This is a genomic window from Sulfuritalea sp. (assembly GCF_017302275.1).
Classification (GTDB): Bacteria; Pseudomonadota; Gammaproteobacteria; order Burkholderiales; family Rhodocyclaceae; genus Sulfuritalea.
On the sequence record NZ_JAFLDR010000040.1, the window covers coordinates 1 to 15,926 of the forward strand.

General features: G+C 65.1%; 16 protein-coding genes. 10 read left to right on the top strand and 6 right to left on the bottom strand.

Annotation, left to right across the window (positions count from 1 at the left end; translation table 11 throughout):
- Nucleotides 1-273: 273 nt before the first annotated feature.
- The 3 genes from J0M27_RS17375 to ompR are packed head-to-tail and all read right to left on the bottom strand — an operon-like array spanning nt 274 to nt 2,869.
- Nucleotides 274-675, bottom strand: coding sequence for a group II truncated hemoglobin (locus tag J0M27_RS17375; protein ID WP_294994625.1), 402 nt, complete (start codon nt 673-675; stop codon nt 274-276).
- On the bottom strand, nt 672-2,138 hold the full coding sequence (locus J0M27_RS17380; RefSeq protein WP_294994628.1) for an ATP-binding protein: 1,467 nt from the start codon (nt 2,136-2,138) through the stop codon (nt 672-674). Before J0M27_RS17380 ends, J0M27_RS17375 begins: the two co-directional genes overlap by 4 nt.
- On the bottom strand, nt 2,138-2,869 hold the full coding sequence (gene ompR, locus J0M27_RS17385) for a two-component system response regulator OmpR (RefSeq protein WP_294994632.1): 732 nt from the start codon (nt 2,867-2,869) through the stop codon (nt 2,138-2,140). Before ompR ends, J0M27_RS17380 begins: the two co-directional genes overlap by 1 nt.
- Nucleotides 2,870-3,051: 182 nt before the next feature.
- On the opposite strand from ompR, the gene J0M27_RS17390 reads away from it, so the two are divergent.
- The 10 genes from J0M27_RS17390 (at nt 3,052) to J0M27_RS17435 (ending at nt 10,821) form a co-directional block, all read left to right on the top strand.
- A complete protein-coding gene (locus J0M27_RS17390; protein ID WP_294994635.1) occupies nt 3,052-3,186 on the top strand; it encodes a hypothetical protein in 135 nt (44 codons plus the stop codon).
- A gap of 19 nt (nt 3,187-3,205) precedes the next feature.
- Nucleotides 3,206-3,523, top strand: a complete 318-nt coding sequence (locus tag J0M27_RS17395) for a hypothetical protein (protein ID WP_294994638.1) — start codon at nt 3,206-3,208, stop codon at nt 3,521-3,523.
- A gap of 344 nt (nt 3,524-3,867) precedes the next feature.
- A complete protein-coding gene (locus tag J0M27_RS17400; protein ID WP_294994641.1) occupies nt 3,868-4,272 on the top strand; it encodes a PAS domain-containing protein in 405 nt (134 codons plus the stop codon).
- 183 nt (nt 4,273-4,455) lie between these two features.
- Nucleotides 4,456-5,199, top strand: a complete 744-nt coding sequence (locus J0M27_RS17405; RefSeq protein ID WP_294994644.1) for a PAS domain-containing protein — start codon at nt 4,456-4,458, stop codon at nt 5,197-5,199.
- Between the two features lie 152 nt (nt 5,200-5,351).
- Nucleotides 5,352-5,507, top strand: a complete 156-nt coding sequence (locus tag J0M27_RS17410) for a DUF2934 domain-containing protein (RefSeq protein ID WP_294994647.1) — start codon at nt 5,352-5,354, stop codon at nt 5,505-5,507.
- A 204-nt stretch (nt 5,508-5,711) separates the two neighbouring features.
- A complete protein-coding gene (locus tag J0M27_RS17415) occupies nt 5,712-7,541 on the top strand; it encodes a PAS domain S-box protein (RefSeq protein WP_294994649.1) in 1,830 nt (609 codons plus the stop codon).
- The gene (locus J0M27_RS17420; RefSeq protein WP_294994652.1) at nt 7,516-8,160 is read left to right on the top strand and encodes a response regulator transcription factor; all 645 of its coding nucleotides are present in this window, start codon (nt 7,516-7,518) and stop codon (nt 8,158-8,160) included. Before J0M27_RS17415 ends, J0M27_RS17420 begins: the two co-directional genes overlap by 26 nt.
- A 329-nt stretch (nt 8,161-8,489) precedes the next feature.
- Nucleotides 8,490-8,804 carry a hypothetical protein gene (locus J0M27_RS17425; protein WP_294994656.1) on the top strand — a complete coding sequence of 105 codons (315 nt, stop codon included), beginning with the start codon at nt 8,490-8,492 and terminating at the stop codon, nt 8,802-8,804.
- An 8-nt stretch (nt 8,805-8,812) separates the two neighbouring features.
- Nucleotides 8,813-9,043 (top strand): hypothetical protein, encoded by a 231-nt coding sequence (locus J0M27_RS17430; RefSeq protein WP_294994661.1) that lies wholly within the window; start codon nt 8,813-8,815, stop codon nt 9,041-9,043.
- Nucleotides 9,040-10,821, top strand: a complete 1,782-nt coding sequence (locus J0M27_RS17435; RefSeq protein ID WP_294994664.1) for a PAS domain S-box protein — start codon at nt 9,040-9,042, stop codon at nt 10,819-10,821. The genes J0M27_RS17430 and J0M27_RS17435 overlap by 4 nt, the downstream gene beginning before the upstream one ends.
- 135 nt (nt 10,822-10,956) lie before the next feature.
- Here the strand turns inward: J0M27_RS17435 and acnB are convergent, their stop codons facing one another.
- Genes acnB through J0M27_RS17450 form a run of 3 tightly spaced genes read right to left on the bottom strand, consistent with a single transcriptional unit; the run spans nt 10,957 to nt 15,677 of the window.
- Complete coding sequence (acnB, locus tag J0M27_RS17440; RefSeq protein ID WP_294994667.1) at nt 10,957-13,575, bottom strand: bifunctional aconitate hydratase 2/2-methylisocitrate dehydratase; 2,619 nt, start codon at nt 13,573-13,575, stop codon at nt 10,957-10,959.
- Nucleotides 13,576-13,618: 43 nt separating this feature from the next.
- On the bottom strand, nt 13,619-14,644 hold the full coding sequence (locus J0M27_RS17445) for an aldolase/citrate lyase family protein (RefSeq protein ID WP_294994670.1): 1,026 nt from the start codon (nt 14,642-14,644) through the stop codon (nt 13,619-13,621).
- A gap of 43 nt (nt 14,645-14,687) precedes the next feature.
- A complete protein-coding gene (locus J0M27_RS17450) occupies nt 14,688-15,677 on the bottom strand; it encodes a malate dehydrogenase (protein ID WP_294994673.1) in 990 nt (329 codons plus the stop codon).
- Nucleotides 15,678-15,926: the final 249 nt, after the last annotated feature.

Genomic DNA, 15,926 nt, shown 5'->3' on the forward strand with positions numbered 1-15,926 from the left:
CTTCAATCGCTTCTTTGTCGCTTCGCTCAACCGCTTTTGTGCCATGACAACATTCTCCAATATCACTCTTGGAGACACAACGTTTCAGATGCTCAAGAGTTGTCATGCTTTACGGAAATATCAATAGTTCAGCCGCGAACTCTGGCGAGCCGCCCAATGCCGTTCGCCCTGAGCCTGTCTTTCCGATCATCCTGAGCCTGTCGAAGGAAGGGCCCTTCGACAGGCTCAGGGCGGGCGTTTTCATCATCGACGCACCTATTGTTGCCTGGACACTCAGTTGTCCACCGGGTCATTTCGGTTGCGCATGTGCAGGGCCAGGTCGGTCAGGGCCTTGTCCAGGCCTTTTCGCAGATCTTCGTCGGCGATGGTTTCGGCCATGGCCTGGCGCATGCACAGCATCCACTGCGCGGCCCCGTCGCTGGCGATGGCGAAGGGCAGGTGGCGCGCGCGCAATCGTGGGTGGCCGTATTTCTCGACATAGAGCTGCGGCCCGCCGAGCCAGCCGCAGAGATACATGAAGAGCTTTTCCTCGGCACTCGACAGGTCGGGCTGGTGCAGCTTGCGGATGCCGTAGGCCTCGGGCAGCGTATCCATCAGTTCGTAGAAGCGCTTGACCAGGGTGCGCAGGCCGGCTTCGCCGCCGATGCGGGCAAAAGGTGTTGTCGTTTCGTTCATGGCGTGGGGACGGATTGCGGATCGATGGGACGCACGGCCAGGCGCGCGCACAGGCCACCGCCGGCGCGCGGCAGCAGTTCCAGGCGGCCGTTGTGGGAGCGCGCGATGCGTTCGACGATGGCCAGCCCGAGGCCGGCGCCGACGGCATTGCTGCGCGCCGCGTCGAGCCGGGCGAAGGGCCGCTTGATGCGTTCGACATCCTGCGGCGGGATGCCTGGACCGCGGTCGCAGACCTCGATCACCAGTTCGTCGCCAGCGGCGCCCAGCGCCAGTTCCACCGGCTGGTCGTTGCCGGCATAACGCAGCGCGTTGTCGACCAGGTTATTCACCGCGCGGCGCAGGGCCTGCGGCCGGAGCTTGGCGGCCATCACGCCGGGGCTTGCGCCGGCGGCCAGTTCGACCTTGAAGCCGCGGCGCCGGTACTGCGTGGCGATTTCAGCCAGCAGCGCGGCGACATCGAGTTCGAGCGGCGCTTCGCCGCCCTCCGAGCGGGCGAAATCGAGGAACTGGCCGATGGTCTTGTCCATTTCCTCCACGTCGGCGCTCATGCCTTCGTGCAGGTCCGCGTCGGCCGACATCTCGATGCCCATGCGCAGCCGTGTCAGCGGGGTGCGCAGGTCGTGCGAAATGCCGGCCAGGATCAGGGCGCGGTCCTGGTCGATCTGCGCCAGGTCGGCGCCCATCTGGTTGAAGGCATGTGCTACGGTCGCCAGTTCGGTCGGGCCGGACTCGTCGAGCCGCGTCGCCGTCTCGCCGGCGCCGACTTTTCGCGCGGCCTGTTCCAGGGCCTTGAGCGGCCGCGTGATGCGGAACACGATGAGCCAGGCCCCGAACAGCGAAATCAGCAGCGCCGCCACGCCCCAGCCCAGCCAGCTCAGGGGGAACACCCGGTCGATGCGCTCGCGCGGCAGGGCCAGCCAGTAGTCGCCTTCGTCGCCGTCGTCGATGCGGAAGTTGACGAACAGCGCGCGTTCTCCTTCGCGTTCGAGGCTCAAGCGGGTATGCGGCCCCAGCTGTTCGCGCGCCAGTTCCTCGACCCTTTGCAGGAAGGGCCGCTCCGGCAGCGGCGCGACGCGGTCCGTTGCATCGGCCGGGTAAATGTGGATGCCTTCGCGGTCCGACAGGTCGCGCAGCAGTTCACGGCGCGCCTCGGGCCGCGCCGAGATCAGCGCCGCGCGCGTCAGGTTGGCGACACTGACCAGGGTCTGCGCCAGCTGCCGCGCACGGGGTTCGCGCTCATAGGCATTGAAGATCGCGAACCAGGCCGCGACCGACAGCAGCATCAGCAGCGCGACGAGGAGGAAGGTGCGCCACAGCAGGCTCTGCGGCCATGGCCGCAGCCGATCAGTCGCCCCCTTCCTTGGGGCGTAGGCGGGGTTTCGCGAAGCATCGCTTCGCGCCGCCGCAGCCGGCCGGCTGTGCAAAGCCGGCCGTGGGGGTGGGGGTGGGGGGATGGTCGTCATCAGTTGCTATGTTTCGTTCCGTCAGGAACGTAAACATAGCCGAATCCCCAGACGGTCTGGATGTAACGCGGCTTGCCGGGGTCTTCCTCGACCAGCTTGCGCAGCCGCGAGATCTGCACGTCGATGGCGCGATCGAAGACTTCGTATTCGCGGCCGCGCGCAAGCTCCATCAGCTTGTCGCGGCTCATCGGCTGGCGCGGGTGCTCCAGCAGCACGCGCAGCAGGCCGAACTCGCCCGAGGTGAGCAGCGTCGCCACGGCGTCGCGCTCCAGTTCGCGCGTCGCCAGGTTGATGGTCACCTTGCCGAAGCTCACGCTTTCCTCGACGATGGCGGGAGCCCCCGGCGGCGGCGGCGCGGCGCGGCGGCGCAGCACGGCATGGATGCGCGCCACCAGTTCGCGTGGGCTGAATGGCTTGGGCAGGTAGTCGTCGGCGCCGATTTCGAGGCCGACGATGCGGTCGACCTCGTCACCCTTTGCCGTCAGCATGATGATGCTCACCGGGTTGGCGTGGCCGCGCAGGCGGCGGCAGATGGCGAGGCCGTCCTCGCCGGGCAGCATCAGGTCGAGCACGATCAGGTCGTACAACTCGCGTTCCAGGGCGCGGTCCATGCCCTGCGCGTCGGGTACCGCCTTGACCGCGAATCCTTGCTCGGACAGGTAGCGCTCCAGCAACTGGCGCAGTCGCAGGTCGTCGTCGACAACCAGAATCTTGGCTTTGGCTTCGGTCATGGCATGCAGTCTATTCGAGGGGGAATTGGCTGCGAATCCTAGCCGGATCGCCATGATCCTGCCAGCGGGCTTTACAAACGATTACAAAGCCGGCAGGGCGGCAACACTTGCCTTACAGGGCCTGCCGAAAATGCAAGCGTGCCGGAAAAGCGGCTGTGCGGGACGAGGATCGGGAGGCGGGCATGAGAGCATTGTTCTTCAGCATGGCGCTTGCGGTGGGCCTGGCGCTGTGGGGCGCGGAACCGCAGGCCGGCGTCGACCGGTTGATGGCGGCAAGTCGCATCGCCGGCGAGCAGGTCTACAATATCTTCCGTTGATGAGCCGAGAGGGGCGGATGTGAGCGCAAATCGTGGATTGGTGTGGACCGCACTGGCGGGTGTGCTGTGCTTCAGCATTGCCGGTGCGGCGGCCCAGGGTCCGCAGCGCATGGGCCCGGGGCGCCATGCCGACGGCGAGGCGCCGCGTCGCATGGTCCCGGGCGAACAGAGTGCGGAAGCGTCGTCGGTCGATTCGGCGGACGCCGGCGACCGGCGCGGTGGCCGCATGTCGCCCGAAGAGCGGCGGCAGTTGCGCCGCGACGTGCATCAGGCCGGGCGCGACCTCTATCCCGATCGCATGCGAGGCGGCAGGCGCGGTGACCTGCGGGGCCAGTAGGCGCGGTCCTGGTGCCGAACCGTCGGCCTGCAAATCGAAACGCCCCGGCGACAACGTCGGGGCGTTTTCACTCCATGGTGCGGCGTCTTGAAATCCACACAACAGAAGTCGGGGCCCCACAGGGACTTCCTTCAGTCGCTGGCGCCACGTTAAATCGGTCGCGTCGAGGCGCGCATTCGGCGGCTCGTGGGTGGAAACGGCCGCAACTACCCGCTTCACGGTAGTCGAGATACGGCCACCACGGTATTCCGGGTTTCGCGGCGGCGACTTATCGTGACACCTTCGGCGGGTGGGCGGGTTGGCATTGTCGGCGACCGGATGCCGCCGCAGAAACGGGAGATGCCATGGAACTTGGATCAGGCTCTGGCTTTGTGATTCCCGCAAGGGCGACAGGTGGTGCGCCCGACGAAAGCGCTGCAATCGAAGTGGTGCATGCCACCCTGATACTCGATATCCGTGGTCGAATCCTGAGCTGCGGCGAACCGGCGGCCCGGTTGCTGGGCGCAAGCCAGGCGAGACTGATGGGGCGATGGATTTCCGAGTTCATTACGGGCTTGTTCCGGGCCGGAAGCTCGCCCAGTTTTTGCGCCCGCTACCTCGCACATCTCTGTGCCGATGACGAATGGCGCCGCTTCGAGGCGGTCGATGGCAATGGCCAGCCCTTCCTGGTGGATGCCAGCCTGGCGCGTATGGCTTCCGGGCGTTCGACGGGCAAGATGTTCCTGCTCAACTTGCGGCGCCTGGAATAGCCGATCGGCACGACATTCGACCGGGCCCACGTCGATGCGCTCCGTATATCAGCAAGCCACTGGATGTCGCTCTCTTGCGCCGGACGGCGATCGAAGGGCGCAGACGCAGGGGGGGGCGGGCTGACAAACTCATGGCTGGAGCGCATCGGGACACTTGACCCGCATCGCGAACAGGTGTTGCGGATGGGCCTCCTGGCCGAAAACCTCGCGGCTGGAGGATCGCCGTTGCCATCGGCGGTCGCGGCGATCGCGGCTATTCGGGGCAGGTACTTGAACGCAGCCGGCTGCTGGCCACAGCGGAGATCGAACGTCGGTGATGAATCCTGCAACCGGCGTTCCGGCGTGGAAAAGATGGCCGACCGCGAAATCCGGACGCTGCTGGCTTCGGGTTCGACTGGCGGGCTACGTAGTTGCCGCAAAATTTCGCGGAATTCACGAATAAACAAGCAGCAGGCATTCTGCGAACCTTCCCGCAATGACATTAGGGTGATGCCGGGAGGATGCGTGGGTGAATCGGGATACACGGAATTTCAGCGGGTCGCGCTGGAGCAATGGGCTTCGAGCGTGCCGCCGCGATTCCGCAGTCGCAAGGAATCCAGCACGCTGGTGCTGGACCAGTTCGGCCGGATACTGAGTTGCAGCCCCTGCGCGGAGCGGATTTTCGGCACCAGCCAGATGTCCATGCTCGGCTGCGGGATTTCGGATTTCGTGAGCGGGCTTTTTCATGCAGGCAGTTCGCCCAGTCATAGCGCCCGCCACCTGGTCTACTTATGTGCCGGTGGCGGCTGGTGCCGTTTCGAGGCGCGCGACGCGGCCGGCCAGTCATTTCCGGTGGAAATCAACCTGACACGGATGGCGTCGATCGATACCGGGCGCGACAGATACCTGATGGACGTTCGCCAACCGGCGCCGGCACCGACATACTGATCGTGGACGGCGCCTCGAAGCGCGTTACGTTCAAATCACCGGGGCAGAACAAAGTGAGGCGGCGAGGATGAAAACCAGGACCGAAGCAACAAAAAATTCTCGGTAACCGCGAGTCGTCGAGGCCTTTGCGAGGAGGGGCTACTGCCGCTGGCGTGGATGATTCCGCACCGGCGTCGTCGTGTGACCAGATGATCGCGGAGGCGGCCTATTACCGGGCCGAGCAACGCGGTTTCGCAGCCGGCCAAAAAATGGCTGACTGGCTGTTGGCCGAGGCCGATGTCGAAAGGGAATTGGACACCCTGCACTGATCCGCAGGTCACCCCGGCGCAGGGACTAACAGAAGCCGGCATCTTGCGGATCGAAGTGCGTCGCCGTTAATATCCAAGGTATTCCGCGTGGCGAAATGCGCCGCGCCTTCTTTTCGTCACTTGGAGCAGACGATGCCGCCGGCAGTTGGTTCGACAACATCGCGTTCGTTCGTGTTGGACGGAATCGGTGCGTCGGTTGACCTGTTGGATCTTGCTCCCGTCGGCCATTTCATCCTGGGGCGCGACGGCCAATTCCGCTTCAGTAATGCAGAGGGCGCGCGACTCCTGGGGGAGGAACCGGTTGCCCTGATCGGAACGGATTTTGCCGGATTCCTCAAGGCGACGGATGCAGCCCGGTTCGAGACCTTTCTGTGCGACGTGTTTGCCGGAGCCGCGGCTACCAGGCACGAACTGGAACTGTCGCTGAATGGGCAGGCAGCGCGAATCCTCTGGATCTGCGCAACCGGCGACCCGGGACGGCAGGAATGTTCGGTGGTCGCGTTGGAAATCACCGGGCAGAAGCAGGTGGAACGCGCCCTGCGCGATTCCGAGCGGCGTTTCCGTGACATCGCCGCCATTTCCGCCGACTGGATCTGGGAGGTGGATAGCAGTGGCCGATACACCTTTGTGTCGGACAGCGTGCAGACCTTGCTCGGCTATGTTCCGGAAGACATCATCGGCAAGACCGCCTTCGACCTCATGCCTCCCGACGAGGCGGGCCGTGTCGGCGCGTTGTTCGACACGATCGCCATCCGCGGCGAAGCCTTCCGCGACCTGCAAAACATCGTCCTCGATGCACGCGGCGGGCGTCACGACACGCTGACCAACGGCACGCCGATCCGCGATCCGGACGGTACGGTGATCGGCTATCGGGGGGTCGACCGCGACGTCACGCAGCAACGCCGGGCGGAAGCCGCCCTGGCCGCATCGCGCCAGCGCTTTCAGGACATCGTCGACACCACGGACGGCATCGTCTGGGAAGCGGATGCGCGGAGCTTCGACTTCACCTTCGTCAGCAAGCAGGCGGAGCGCCTGGTGGGCTACCCGATCGAAGACTGGCTGCGGCCGGGATTCTGGCTGGAACACCTGCATCCGGATGACCGGAACTGGGCGCCGGAGTATTGCAGGTCCTGCACCGAACGCCTGGAAAGGCACGAGTTCGAGTACCGCCTCCTCAGCCGCGACGGGCGCGTGGTCTGGTTGCACGATCTGGTGACGGTGGTGGCGGAGCATGGCGCGCCGCGCTGGCTGCGCGGGATCATGGTCGATATCAGCCGCCGTCGCAACGCGGAGGAGAGGCTGCGCGGGCTGGCGGACGAACTCGAAACGAAGGTGCAGGAACGGACGGCGCAGCTGCGCAGGATTTCGGCGCAATTGACCATGACCGAGGAACGCGAACGCCGCATGCTTGCCGAAAGCCTGCACGATAACCTCTGCCAGATGCTGGCCGTGATCAAGATCAAGCTGACATCCCTGCCCGAGCAGTCGCAGGGTGCCGTGATAGGGGAGATCGTGGCACTGGTGGAACAGGCCGACCAGGAGGCGCGCCACATCACCCTGCAACTGAGCCCCCCCGTCCTGCGCACGCTCGGCCTGTTGCCGGCGCTGGAATGGCTGGCCGAGGAAATGAAGCGCGTGCATGGGCTCACGGTGCATGTCGAGATCGATAGCTGCGACAAGCGCCTGGTCGACGAGGTGCAAGCCGTGCTCTACCGTGCGGCGCGAGAGTTGTTGATCAACGTTACCAAACACGCGGGGGTCGCCGACGCCAGTCTCGCCTGCCTGTGCGACCGCAACCGCCTGGTGCTGATGGTGAGCGACGCCGGGCGCGGTTTCGATCCCGCGGAGCATTTCGGCGACTGGCCGGGACACAACAGCTTCGGCCTTCGCTCGATCTACGAACGGATCGCCAACCTCGGCGGCGAGGTCGATATCGACAGCAGTCCCGGTAACGGCACCACGGTCACGCTGAGCGTGCCGCGTTGCATTGGCGAAATGGAGATATGCGATGATCCGAATAATGCTTGTCGATGACCATACGATGGTCCGCGAGGCCCTGCGCGACGTTCTCGAGCAGGACAGCAACATGGAAGTGGTGGCGGCGGTCGGCGATGGCGAGACGGCGCTGCAGCTGGCTGCGGAACTGTCGCCCGGCGTGGTGGTGATGGACGTCGCCCTGCCGGGCCTGTCCGGCATCGAAACCACCCGGCGCCTGCGCTTGAAGCATCCCGAAATCAAGGTGCTGGCCCTGTCCACTTGTCTCGACCGCCGCATCATCCAGCAGATGCTCGATGTCGGCGCCGCCGGCTACATCGCCAAGTCGGCGGCCGGGTCCGAGCTGAAGCAGGGCATTCGCAATGTGGTCAATGGCCGCAGTTACCTCTGTTCGGAGGTCGCCGCCCTGGTGGCGGATGGTTTGCGCGACCGTGGATCGGGGCCGGATTCACCGGAGGCGAGTTTGCTGTCGCGGCGCGAAATCCAGGTCGCGACGCTGCTCGCCGAAGGCAAGACCGCGCCGGACATCGCGGCCGAATTGCACATTGCCGCGAGCACGGTGGATGTCCATCGCCGCAACCTGATGCGCAAACTCGATCTGCACAACGTGGTGGAATTGACCCGCTACGCGATCCGCAACGGGCTGGTGATGCCCTGATCGGCCCGGCTGCCGTGGTTCGCGGCGCGGGTTCCGGGTACCGGAAAGCCGGTAGCGCGAATACTCCTCGACGGGTATTACAAATCGTGCACGTCTGAAAGATACTTTCCAAAGGCGTCCGCCATGGACGAGCCCGGCCGACAGCCGCTCGGTCACGTTCCGCGCCTTTGATCGCGGGCAGTTCCGCAGTGCAGGCCGGGCGATGTATACGAGGAAACATGATGGGAGCAGTGAAGGTCGAGGCGCCCGAAAGGGAGTTGATTCCTGCGAGTGTCGAATCCGGAACTACCACCGCTAGGCGCGTGAGGCTTTCCCAGGCGCTCGCAGCGATGGCGAAGGCAAAGACGTCCGGCACGACGAGCCCGCCGAAACGGGCAGGAGGGAAGGGAAAGAAGCAGATCAAGCCGGGATTCCGCCGCTGCAAGCTCACGGCCGACGACCAGGCGCGGGTTGTCGCACTCAAGCAGCGTCTTGAAATCCTCGGCCGGCGCACCAGGCGCGGCGACCTGGTTGGCGCCGGACTGTTGGCGCTGGCCGCAATGAACGACGAACAGTTGCTGCGGACCGTGGCCATGGGCGCGATCGCCGAACTTCCGGGCCGCAACCGCAGGCGGCCTGGCGGCCACTCCGACCGAACCGCGTGAGGACGACCATGGCACACGGAATCCAACCACTCAATGAACCTGTCCGGCTGTCGGCGGCGGGCGCCGCGGTGGAGATCGCCGGTGCCAGCGAAGAATGTTTTCAGGCACTGGCGGGACGGGCGTCACACGGCGATCCGGCGGCGCAAAGCGAGTTGATTCGCCTGCGCCTCCCCTATCTCAACTGGACCTGCGCCGGCGGGTGGTCGCTCGACCGCGCGGCGCAGCCATCGCCATCATGAGCCCCAGCGATCGGCACGGGCGGGGGTTCGGCGCGTCGAGCCCGGAGCGAAGCTCGTCAGCACCAAAGGCGGGAGCCTCGAGGAAACCGGCACGGCGCCAACACGGCGTCGGGCCGGACGCGCCGGAGGCATCAAAGCGGTTCCGCAACAACTACGCCGACTATTTCGAGTTTGCGCCGAGCGCCACTCTCGTGTTGGCGGAGGATGGAAAGATCGCCGGGGTAAATCGCGCCGCTGCCGCCTTGCTCGGCCTGTCGCGCGAGGATCTGCTGAACGTTCCGTTCGAGCGCTTCGTGGCGCCCGAGCAGCGGGCGGAGCTGCGCAGCAATCTGGCGGCGACGATGGACGGCAGTCCGCATCAGGCCTGGGAACTGAGCCTTTTGCGCGGCGACGGCTCGTGCTTTGCGGGGCAGCTCGACGGAGCCCGCCTGACGCGCCGGGGCCAATCCCGGCTCGCGCTGGTCCTGTCCGACATCACCGCGCGCAAGCAGTCCGAGGCCGCGCTGCGGGAGCAGGAAGAGTTCTTTCACCTCATCGCCGAACGGCTCGGAGACTTGGTCGCCGTGCTCGACCTGGAGGGGCGGCGAATCTACAACAGTCCATCCTACCAGCGCCTTTTCGGCGATGGACGGAACCTGCGCGGCACCGATTCCTTTGCGGAAATCCACGAGGAGGACAGGCCCCGTATCCGCCGGGCATTTGCCGAAACCGTCAGGACCGGCGTCGGCCGCCGCGGCGACTACCGCTTCGTGCTGGCCGATGGTAGCGTGCGGGAGATGGAATCGATGGGCGATGTGATCACCGATGCCGACGGACGGGTGACGCGGGTGGTGGTGGTGTCCCGCGACGTCACCGACCGCAAGCTCGCGGAAACCCAATTGCGAATCGCCGCGACCGCTTTCGAGACGCACGTCGCCATGATCGTGACCGATGATTGCGGCGTGATCCTGAAGGCGAACCGGGCCTTTTCCGAACTGACCGGCTATGCGGCCGAGGAGGTGGTCGGGCTGACGCCGAAGTTGTTCCAATCGGGTCGCCACGATGCTGCCTTCTATGGACGGATGTGGGACTGCATCCGGCGCAGCGGCTCGTGGCAGGGGGAAATCTGGAACCGGCGCAGGAACGGCGAAGTGTATCCGCAATGGTTGACCATCACGGCTGTGCCCGACGGCGGCGACGGCACGACGGACCACTACGTGGCGACGATGACCGACATCAGCGAGCGCAAGGCGGCCGAAGAGAGGATCCGGCACCAGGCACTCTATGATGACCTGACCCAGTTGCCCAACCGCCGCCTGCTGATCGACCGCCTGAAATGGGCGCTCACCGCATGTGCGCGCAACCGTCGATGGGGCGCATTGATGCTGATCGACCTCGACCACTTCAAGGATCTCAACGACACGCATGGACACGACCACGGCGACCTTCTTCTGCAGCTGGTCGCGCTGCGTCTGGCCGGCTGCATCCGCGAGGTGGATACGGCAGCTCGCCTGGGCGGCGACGAGTTCGTGGTGATGCTGAGCGATCTCGGCGAGGACGCAGCGGAAGCCAGGCGCTGGGCCGCCACGGTGGGCAAAAAGGTCCTCGAGGCGCTGAACGGCAGCTATGACCTGTTCGGCAAGCAGTACCACGGCACACCGAGCATCGGCATCACGATGTTCGACCATCAGCGCAAGAGCGTCGACGAACTGCTGAAGCAGGCCGACCTCGCGATGTACCGGGCCAAGGCCGATGGTCGAAATTCCCTGAGCTTCTTCGACCCCGAGGCCGTCGGCTGAGGATAGCGCAACGGAAACGCCCCCGACGTTTTCCGTCGGTGGCGTTTTGTCCGGACCTGCAAGAGTCGGCGCTGGTGGCACGGCGCCAAACAAAAAACCCCGCCGCAGCGGGGCTTCTTGCTGCCTCGAACCGGTTCAGGACGTCACGCCATCCGCCACTTCCTTGAACTCGGCGATCTGGTCGAAGTTCATGTAGCGATAGACGTCGGCGGACTTGGCTTCCAGCGTCTTGACCTGCTCCATGTACTCGGCCACGGTCGGGATCTTGCCCATCAGCGCGCAGACCGCCGCCAGTTCGGCCGACGACAGATAGACACGGGTGTCGATGCCCAGCCGGTTCGGGAAGTTGCGTGTCGAGGTCGACACCGCCGTGCTGCCCTTCTTGATCTGCGCCTGGTTGCCCATGCACAGGCTGCAGCCGGGCATCTCCATGCGCGCACCGGACTTGCCGAGCACCGCGTAGTAGCCTTCCTCGTTGAGGATCATGGCGTCCATCTTGGTCGGCGGCGCGACCCACAGGCGGGTCGGAATGTCGGTCTTGCCGTCGAGGATCTTGCCGGCGGCGCGGAAGTGGCCGATGTTGGTCATGCAACTGCCGATGAAAACCTCGTCGATCTTCTCTCCCTGCACGGCGGAAAGCGGCTTGACGTCGTCCGGATCGTTGGGGCAGGCGAGCAGCGGTTCCTTGACGTCGGCGAGGTCGATTTCGATCACGGCGGCGTACTCGGCGTCGGCGTCAGGCTGCAGCAGCGTGCCCTTGGCGATCCAGTCCTCCATGGCGGCGATGCGGCGCGCCAGGGTGCGCTTGTCCTCGTAGCCCTCGGCGATCATCCACTTCATCAAGGTGATGTTGGAGCGCATGTACTCGACGATGGGTTCCTTGTTCAGGCGCACCGCGCAGCCGGCGGCGGAGCGTTCGGCCGAGGCGTCGGTGAGTTCGAAGGCCTGTTCCACCTTGAGCTCGGGCAGGCCCTCGATTTCGAGGATGCGCCCCGAAAAGATGTTCTTCTTGCCCTGCTTGGCGACGGTCAGCAAGCCCTGCTGGATGGCGTAGTAGGGAATCGCATTGACCAGGTCGCGCAGGGTGATGCCGGGCTGCAACTTGCCCTTGAAGCGCACCAGCACGGATTCCGGCATGTCCAGCGGCATCACGCCCGTGGCGGCGGCGAAGGCCACCAGGCCCGAGCCGGCGGGGAAGGAGATGCCGATCGGGAAACGGGTGTGGCTGTCACCGCCGGTGCCGACGGTATCCGGCAGCAGGAAGCGGTTGAGCCAAGAGTGGATCACGCCGTCGCCCGGCCGCAGGCTGATGCCGCCGCGGGCGGTGATGAAGCTGGGCAGGGTGCGGTGGGTCTTGACGTCGACCAGCTTCGGGTAGGCGGCGGTGTGGCAGAAGGACTGCATGACGAGATCGGCGGAGAAGCCGAGGCAGGCGAGGTCTTTCAGTTCGTCGCGGGTCATCGGGCCGGTGGTGTCCTGGCTGCCGACCGAGGTCATGCGCGGCTCGCAGTAGGTGCCCGGGCGGATGCCCGCTTGTTTCCCATTTGCTTCGGGCATGCCGCAGGCACGGCCGACCATCTTCTGCGCCAGGCTGTAGCCCTTGCCGGTGTCCTTGGGCGCAACCGGCAGGCGGAACAGCGTCGAGGCGGCAAGGCCGAGGAACTCGCGGGCCTTGGCGGTGAGGGCGCGGCCGATGATCAGGTTGATGCGGCCGCCGGCACGGACTTCGTCGAGCAGGACTTCCGACTTGTAGTCGAAGGTCGAGATCGTCGCGCCGCCCTTCTCCACCTTTTTGTCATAGGGGAAGATGTCGACCACGTCGCCCATGGCCATCTGCGCGACATCGCACTCGATGGGGAAGGCACCGGCGTCTTCCTGGGTGTTGAAGAAAATCGGGGCGATCTTGCCGCCGAGGCAGAAGCCGCCGTAGCGCTTGTTGGGGACGAAGGGAATGTCGTCGCCGGTCCACCAGATCACCGAGTTGGTGGCCGACTTGCGGCTGGAGCCGGTGCCGACCACGTCACCGACGTAGGCGACCGGGTGGCCCTTCTTTTTCAGGTCCTCGATCAGCTTCATCGGGCCGCGCTCGCCGGGCTTTTCAGGCGTAATGCCGTCGCGTGCATTCTTCAGCATGGCCAGGCCATGCAGCGGGATGTCGGGGCGGCTCCAGGCGTCGGGGGCGGGCGAGAGGTCGTCGGTGTTGGTTTCGCCGGTGACCTTGAACACGGTGACGGAAATCTTCTTCGGCACTTCAGGGCGCGAGGTGAACCATTCGGCATCGGCCCAGGATTGCATCACGGCCTTGGCGTTGCTGCTGCCCGCCTTGGCTTTTTCGGCGACGTCATTGAAGTAGTCGAACATCAGCAGCGTGCCCTTGAGCGCCTTGGCGGCGGCGGCGCCGCACACGGCGTCGTCGAGCAGGTCGATCAGCGGCTTGACGTTGTAGCCGCCGACCATGGTGCCAAGCAGTTCGGTCGCCTTTTCGCGGCTGATCAACGGGCACGCCGTCTGGCCGACGCCAGCGCTCTGCGTACCTGCGGCAACTTTCGCCAGGAACTCGGCCTTGACCTTGGCGGCGTCATCGACGCCGGCCGGCACGCGGTGCGTGATCAAATCGACCAGCGTGGTCTCCTCGCCCTTGGGCGGGCTCTTCAGCAGTTCGACCAGTTCGCTGGTCTGCTGCTTGGTCAGGGGCAGGGGCGGAATGCCGAGGGCAGCGCGTTCGGCGACGTGTTGGCGATAGGCTTCAAGCATGGTGGGGTCCTCGCGTTGGAATGGTGTTTGACAGCGGTCGGGGCTAGTGGTTGCGTTCAGCCCCGGAATTGAAAAAACGGGTGCGCGCCTCGGCGGGCAAAGCCGCACCCGTGGCATGGGCTCTGCGCAGCAGTTCCCAGTAGTAGCGATAGGAGGCGCGGTCGTGAAGTCTGCCTTCCCAGGAAATCGGCCCCCAGTCGGCATTCTGCGCGGCGAGCAGGATGCCGGCGGCTTCCGTCACTTCGACAAAATCGGGGCGCATGGCTTCGACGATGGGCTGGATCTGGCGCGGATGGATGCTCCACATGCGCAGGAAGCCGAACTCGCGGCGGGCGCGTCGCGCATCGTCGCGGACGATGTCGGGATCATTGAGTTCCGTGGTGACGTTGTGTGCCGGCACCACGCCGTTGCCCAGCGCCGCGGCGGCGATTTCGCACTTCGCGCGCACCACCAGCGGATGGGTGAACTGGTCCGGCGAGCGCATCGCACTGCCGGGTATCGCACCGTGGTGCGCGCTGACGAAATCCATCAGGCCGAAATCGATGGTTTCGACACGGGGCAGCGCGGCGATCTTCCACGCTTCATGCAGCGCGCCGGGCGTTTCGATCAGCACATGCACCGGTATTTCGCGGGCTATGCCGTGACGCGCGCGAAGGTCATCCAGTGCCTCGATCTGCGTCAGCGCGTCGTCGGCGCAGTTCACCTTGGGCAGCACAATGTAGGCGACCTGAAGGCCGGCGCGGCCGATGATGATTTCGAGATCGGCGCACCAGTGAGCGTGCGTGATGTCGTGGATGCGCGCGCCGAAGCGGCCGTGGCGATTGGCCGGGTCGAGGACCAGGCCGGCGATCATGCCCGCATGCTCGGCCTCACGGCCTGCCGGCGCGCCGTCTTCGCAGTCGCCGGTAATGTCAAACACCGAGCGTTCGTCGATGGCGAGTTCGACTTGCAGTTGCAAGGCCTTGCGCAGGTTCTTTTCCGAGCCGGCGTAGTGTTCGCAGGCGGGAAGGGCGGGGAAGGGCTTTTCCCCGCGATACAGGACTTCGGCAGGATGCAGCGCCGCGTTCACCGTGGCTTGAGCCCGGCGCCAGCGTTCATCCCGCCGCCCTCCATCAGCCGAGCAGGCTGGCGACGCCCGCCTGCTCTTCCTGCAACTCGGCCAGAGTCTTGTCCATCATGCTGCGCGAGTAGTCGTCAATGGCCAGGCCCTCGATGCGCTTGTACTCGCCGTTTTCGCAGGTGACGGGCACACCGTAGATGATGTCTTTCGGGATGCCATAGCTGCCGTCGGACGGGATGCCCATGGTGACCCACTTGCCGTTGGTGCCCAGCGCCCAGTCACGCATATGGTCGATCGCGGCATTGGCGGCCGAGGCGGCGGACGAAGCACCGCGCGCGGCGATGATGGCGGCGCCGCGCTTGCCGACGGTGGGGATGTATTCGTTCCTGTACCAGGCCTCGTCATTGACGGCGGCGGGGGCGGCCTGGCCGGCGACGGTGCAGAAGCGCAGGTCCGGATACATGGTGGGCGAATGGTTGCCCCAGACGATCATCTTCTCGATGTCGTTGACCGACTTGCCGGTGCGGCTGGCGAGTTGCGACACCGCGCGGTTGTGGTCCAGGCGCAGCATGGCGGTGAAATTCTTGGCCGGCAGGCTCTTGGCCGACTTCATGGCGATATAGGCATTGGTGTTGGCGGGATTGCCGACCACCAGCACCTTGACGTTGCGCGAGGCGACATCGTTCAGGGCGCCGCCCTGTTCGATGAAGATCTTGGCGTTGTCCATCAGCAGGTCCTTGCGCTCCATGCCGGGACCGCGCGGCTTGGCGCCGATCAGCAGCGCGTAGTCGGCATCCTTGAACGCGACCTTGGCGTCACCCGTACCGACGACGCCGGCGAGCAGCGGAAAAGCGCAGTCGTCAAGTTCCATCATGACGCCCTTGAGCGCGGCCTGGGGCTTTTCCGAGGGATGCTCCAGCAATTGCAGGATCACCGGCTGATCCTTGCCCAGCATGTCACCGGCAGCAATGCGGAAGATCGCGGCATAACCGATTTGGCCGGCGGCGCCGGTCACTGCGACACGAACGGGGGCTTTTGGCATTTGTAGGACTCCTGTATCAGTTTGAATCGATTGGTCGAGACAGCGGTAAATTAGCGGTTCCGCGGGCAGGGCGTGGTGCCGGAAGCGCCGCGAATGATACGTCAGGTTTCGGGCCCAAATTTTAGAAGCAATGTTGCGCTGTGTCAATATCCAATTATTATCTTATATAAGACATAAGACACACTCTAGACGGGCTCCTGAAAATATGTTCAAATGACGCCATGCCGCAATCTGACGCACCCCCAAAGG

Excerpts from the sequence above, each read along its gene's own strand:
- J0M27_RS17375 (WP_294994625.1), bottom strand. The coding sequence starts at position 675 with ATGAACGAAACGACAACACCTTTTGCCCGCATCGGCGGCGAAGCCGGC.
- J0M27_RS17380 (WP_294994628.1), bottom strand. The coding sequence starts at position 2,138 with ATGACGACCATCCCCCCACCCCCACCCCCACGGCCGGCTTTGCACAGC.
- ompR (WP_294994632.1), bottom strand. The coding sequence starts at position 2,869 with ATGACCGAAGCCAAAGCCAAGATTCTGGTTGTCGACGACGACCTGCGA.
- J0M27_RS17390 (WP_294994635.1), top strand. The coding sequence starts at position 3,052 with ATGAGAGCATTGTTCTTCAGCATGGCGCTTGCGGTGGGCCTGGCGCTG.
- J0M27_RS17400 (WP_294994641.1), top strand. The coding sequence starts at position 3,868 with ATGGAACTTGGATCAGGCTCTGGCTTTGTGATTCCCGCAAGGGCGACA.
- J0M27_RS17405 (WP_294994644.1), top strand. The coding sequence starts at position 4,456 with ATGGGCCTCCTGGCCGAAAACCTCGCGGCTGGAGGATCGCCGTTGCCA.
- J0M27_RS17420 (WP_294994652.1), top strand. The coding sequence starts at position 7,516 with ATGATCCGAATAATGCTTGTCGATGACCATACGATGGTCCGCGAGGCC.
- J0M27_RS17425 (WP_294994656.1), top strand. The coding sequence starts at position 8,490 with ATGGCGAAGGCAAAGACGTCCGGCACGACGAGCCCGCCGAAACGGGCA.
- J0M27_RS17430 (WP_294994661.1), top strand. The coding sequence starts at position 8,813 with ATGGCACACGGAATCCAACCACTCAATGAACCTGTCCGGCTGTCGGCG.
- J0M27_RS17435 (WP_294994664.1), top strand. The coding sequence starts at position 9,040 with ATGAGCCCCAGCGATCGGCACGGGCGGGGGTTCGGCGCGTCGAGCCCG.
- acnB (WP_294994667.1), bottom strand. The coding sequence starts at position 13,575 with ATGCTTGAAGCCTATCGCCAACACGTCGCCGAACGCGCTGCCCTCGGC.
- J0M27_RS17450 (WP_294994673.1), bottom strand. The coding sequence starts at position 15,677 with ATGCCAAAAGCCCCCGTTCGTGTCGCAGTGACCGGCGCCGCCGGCCAA.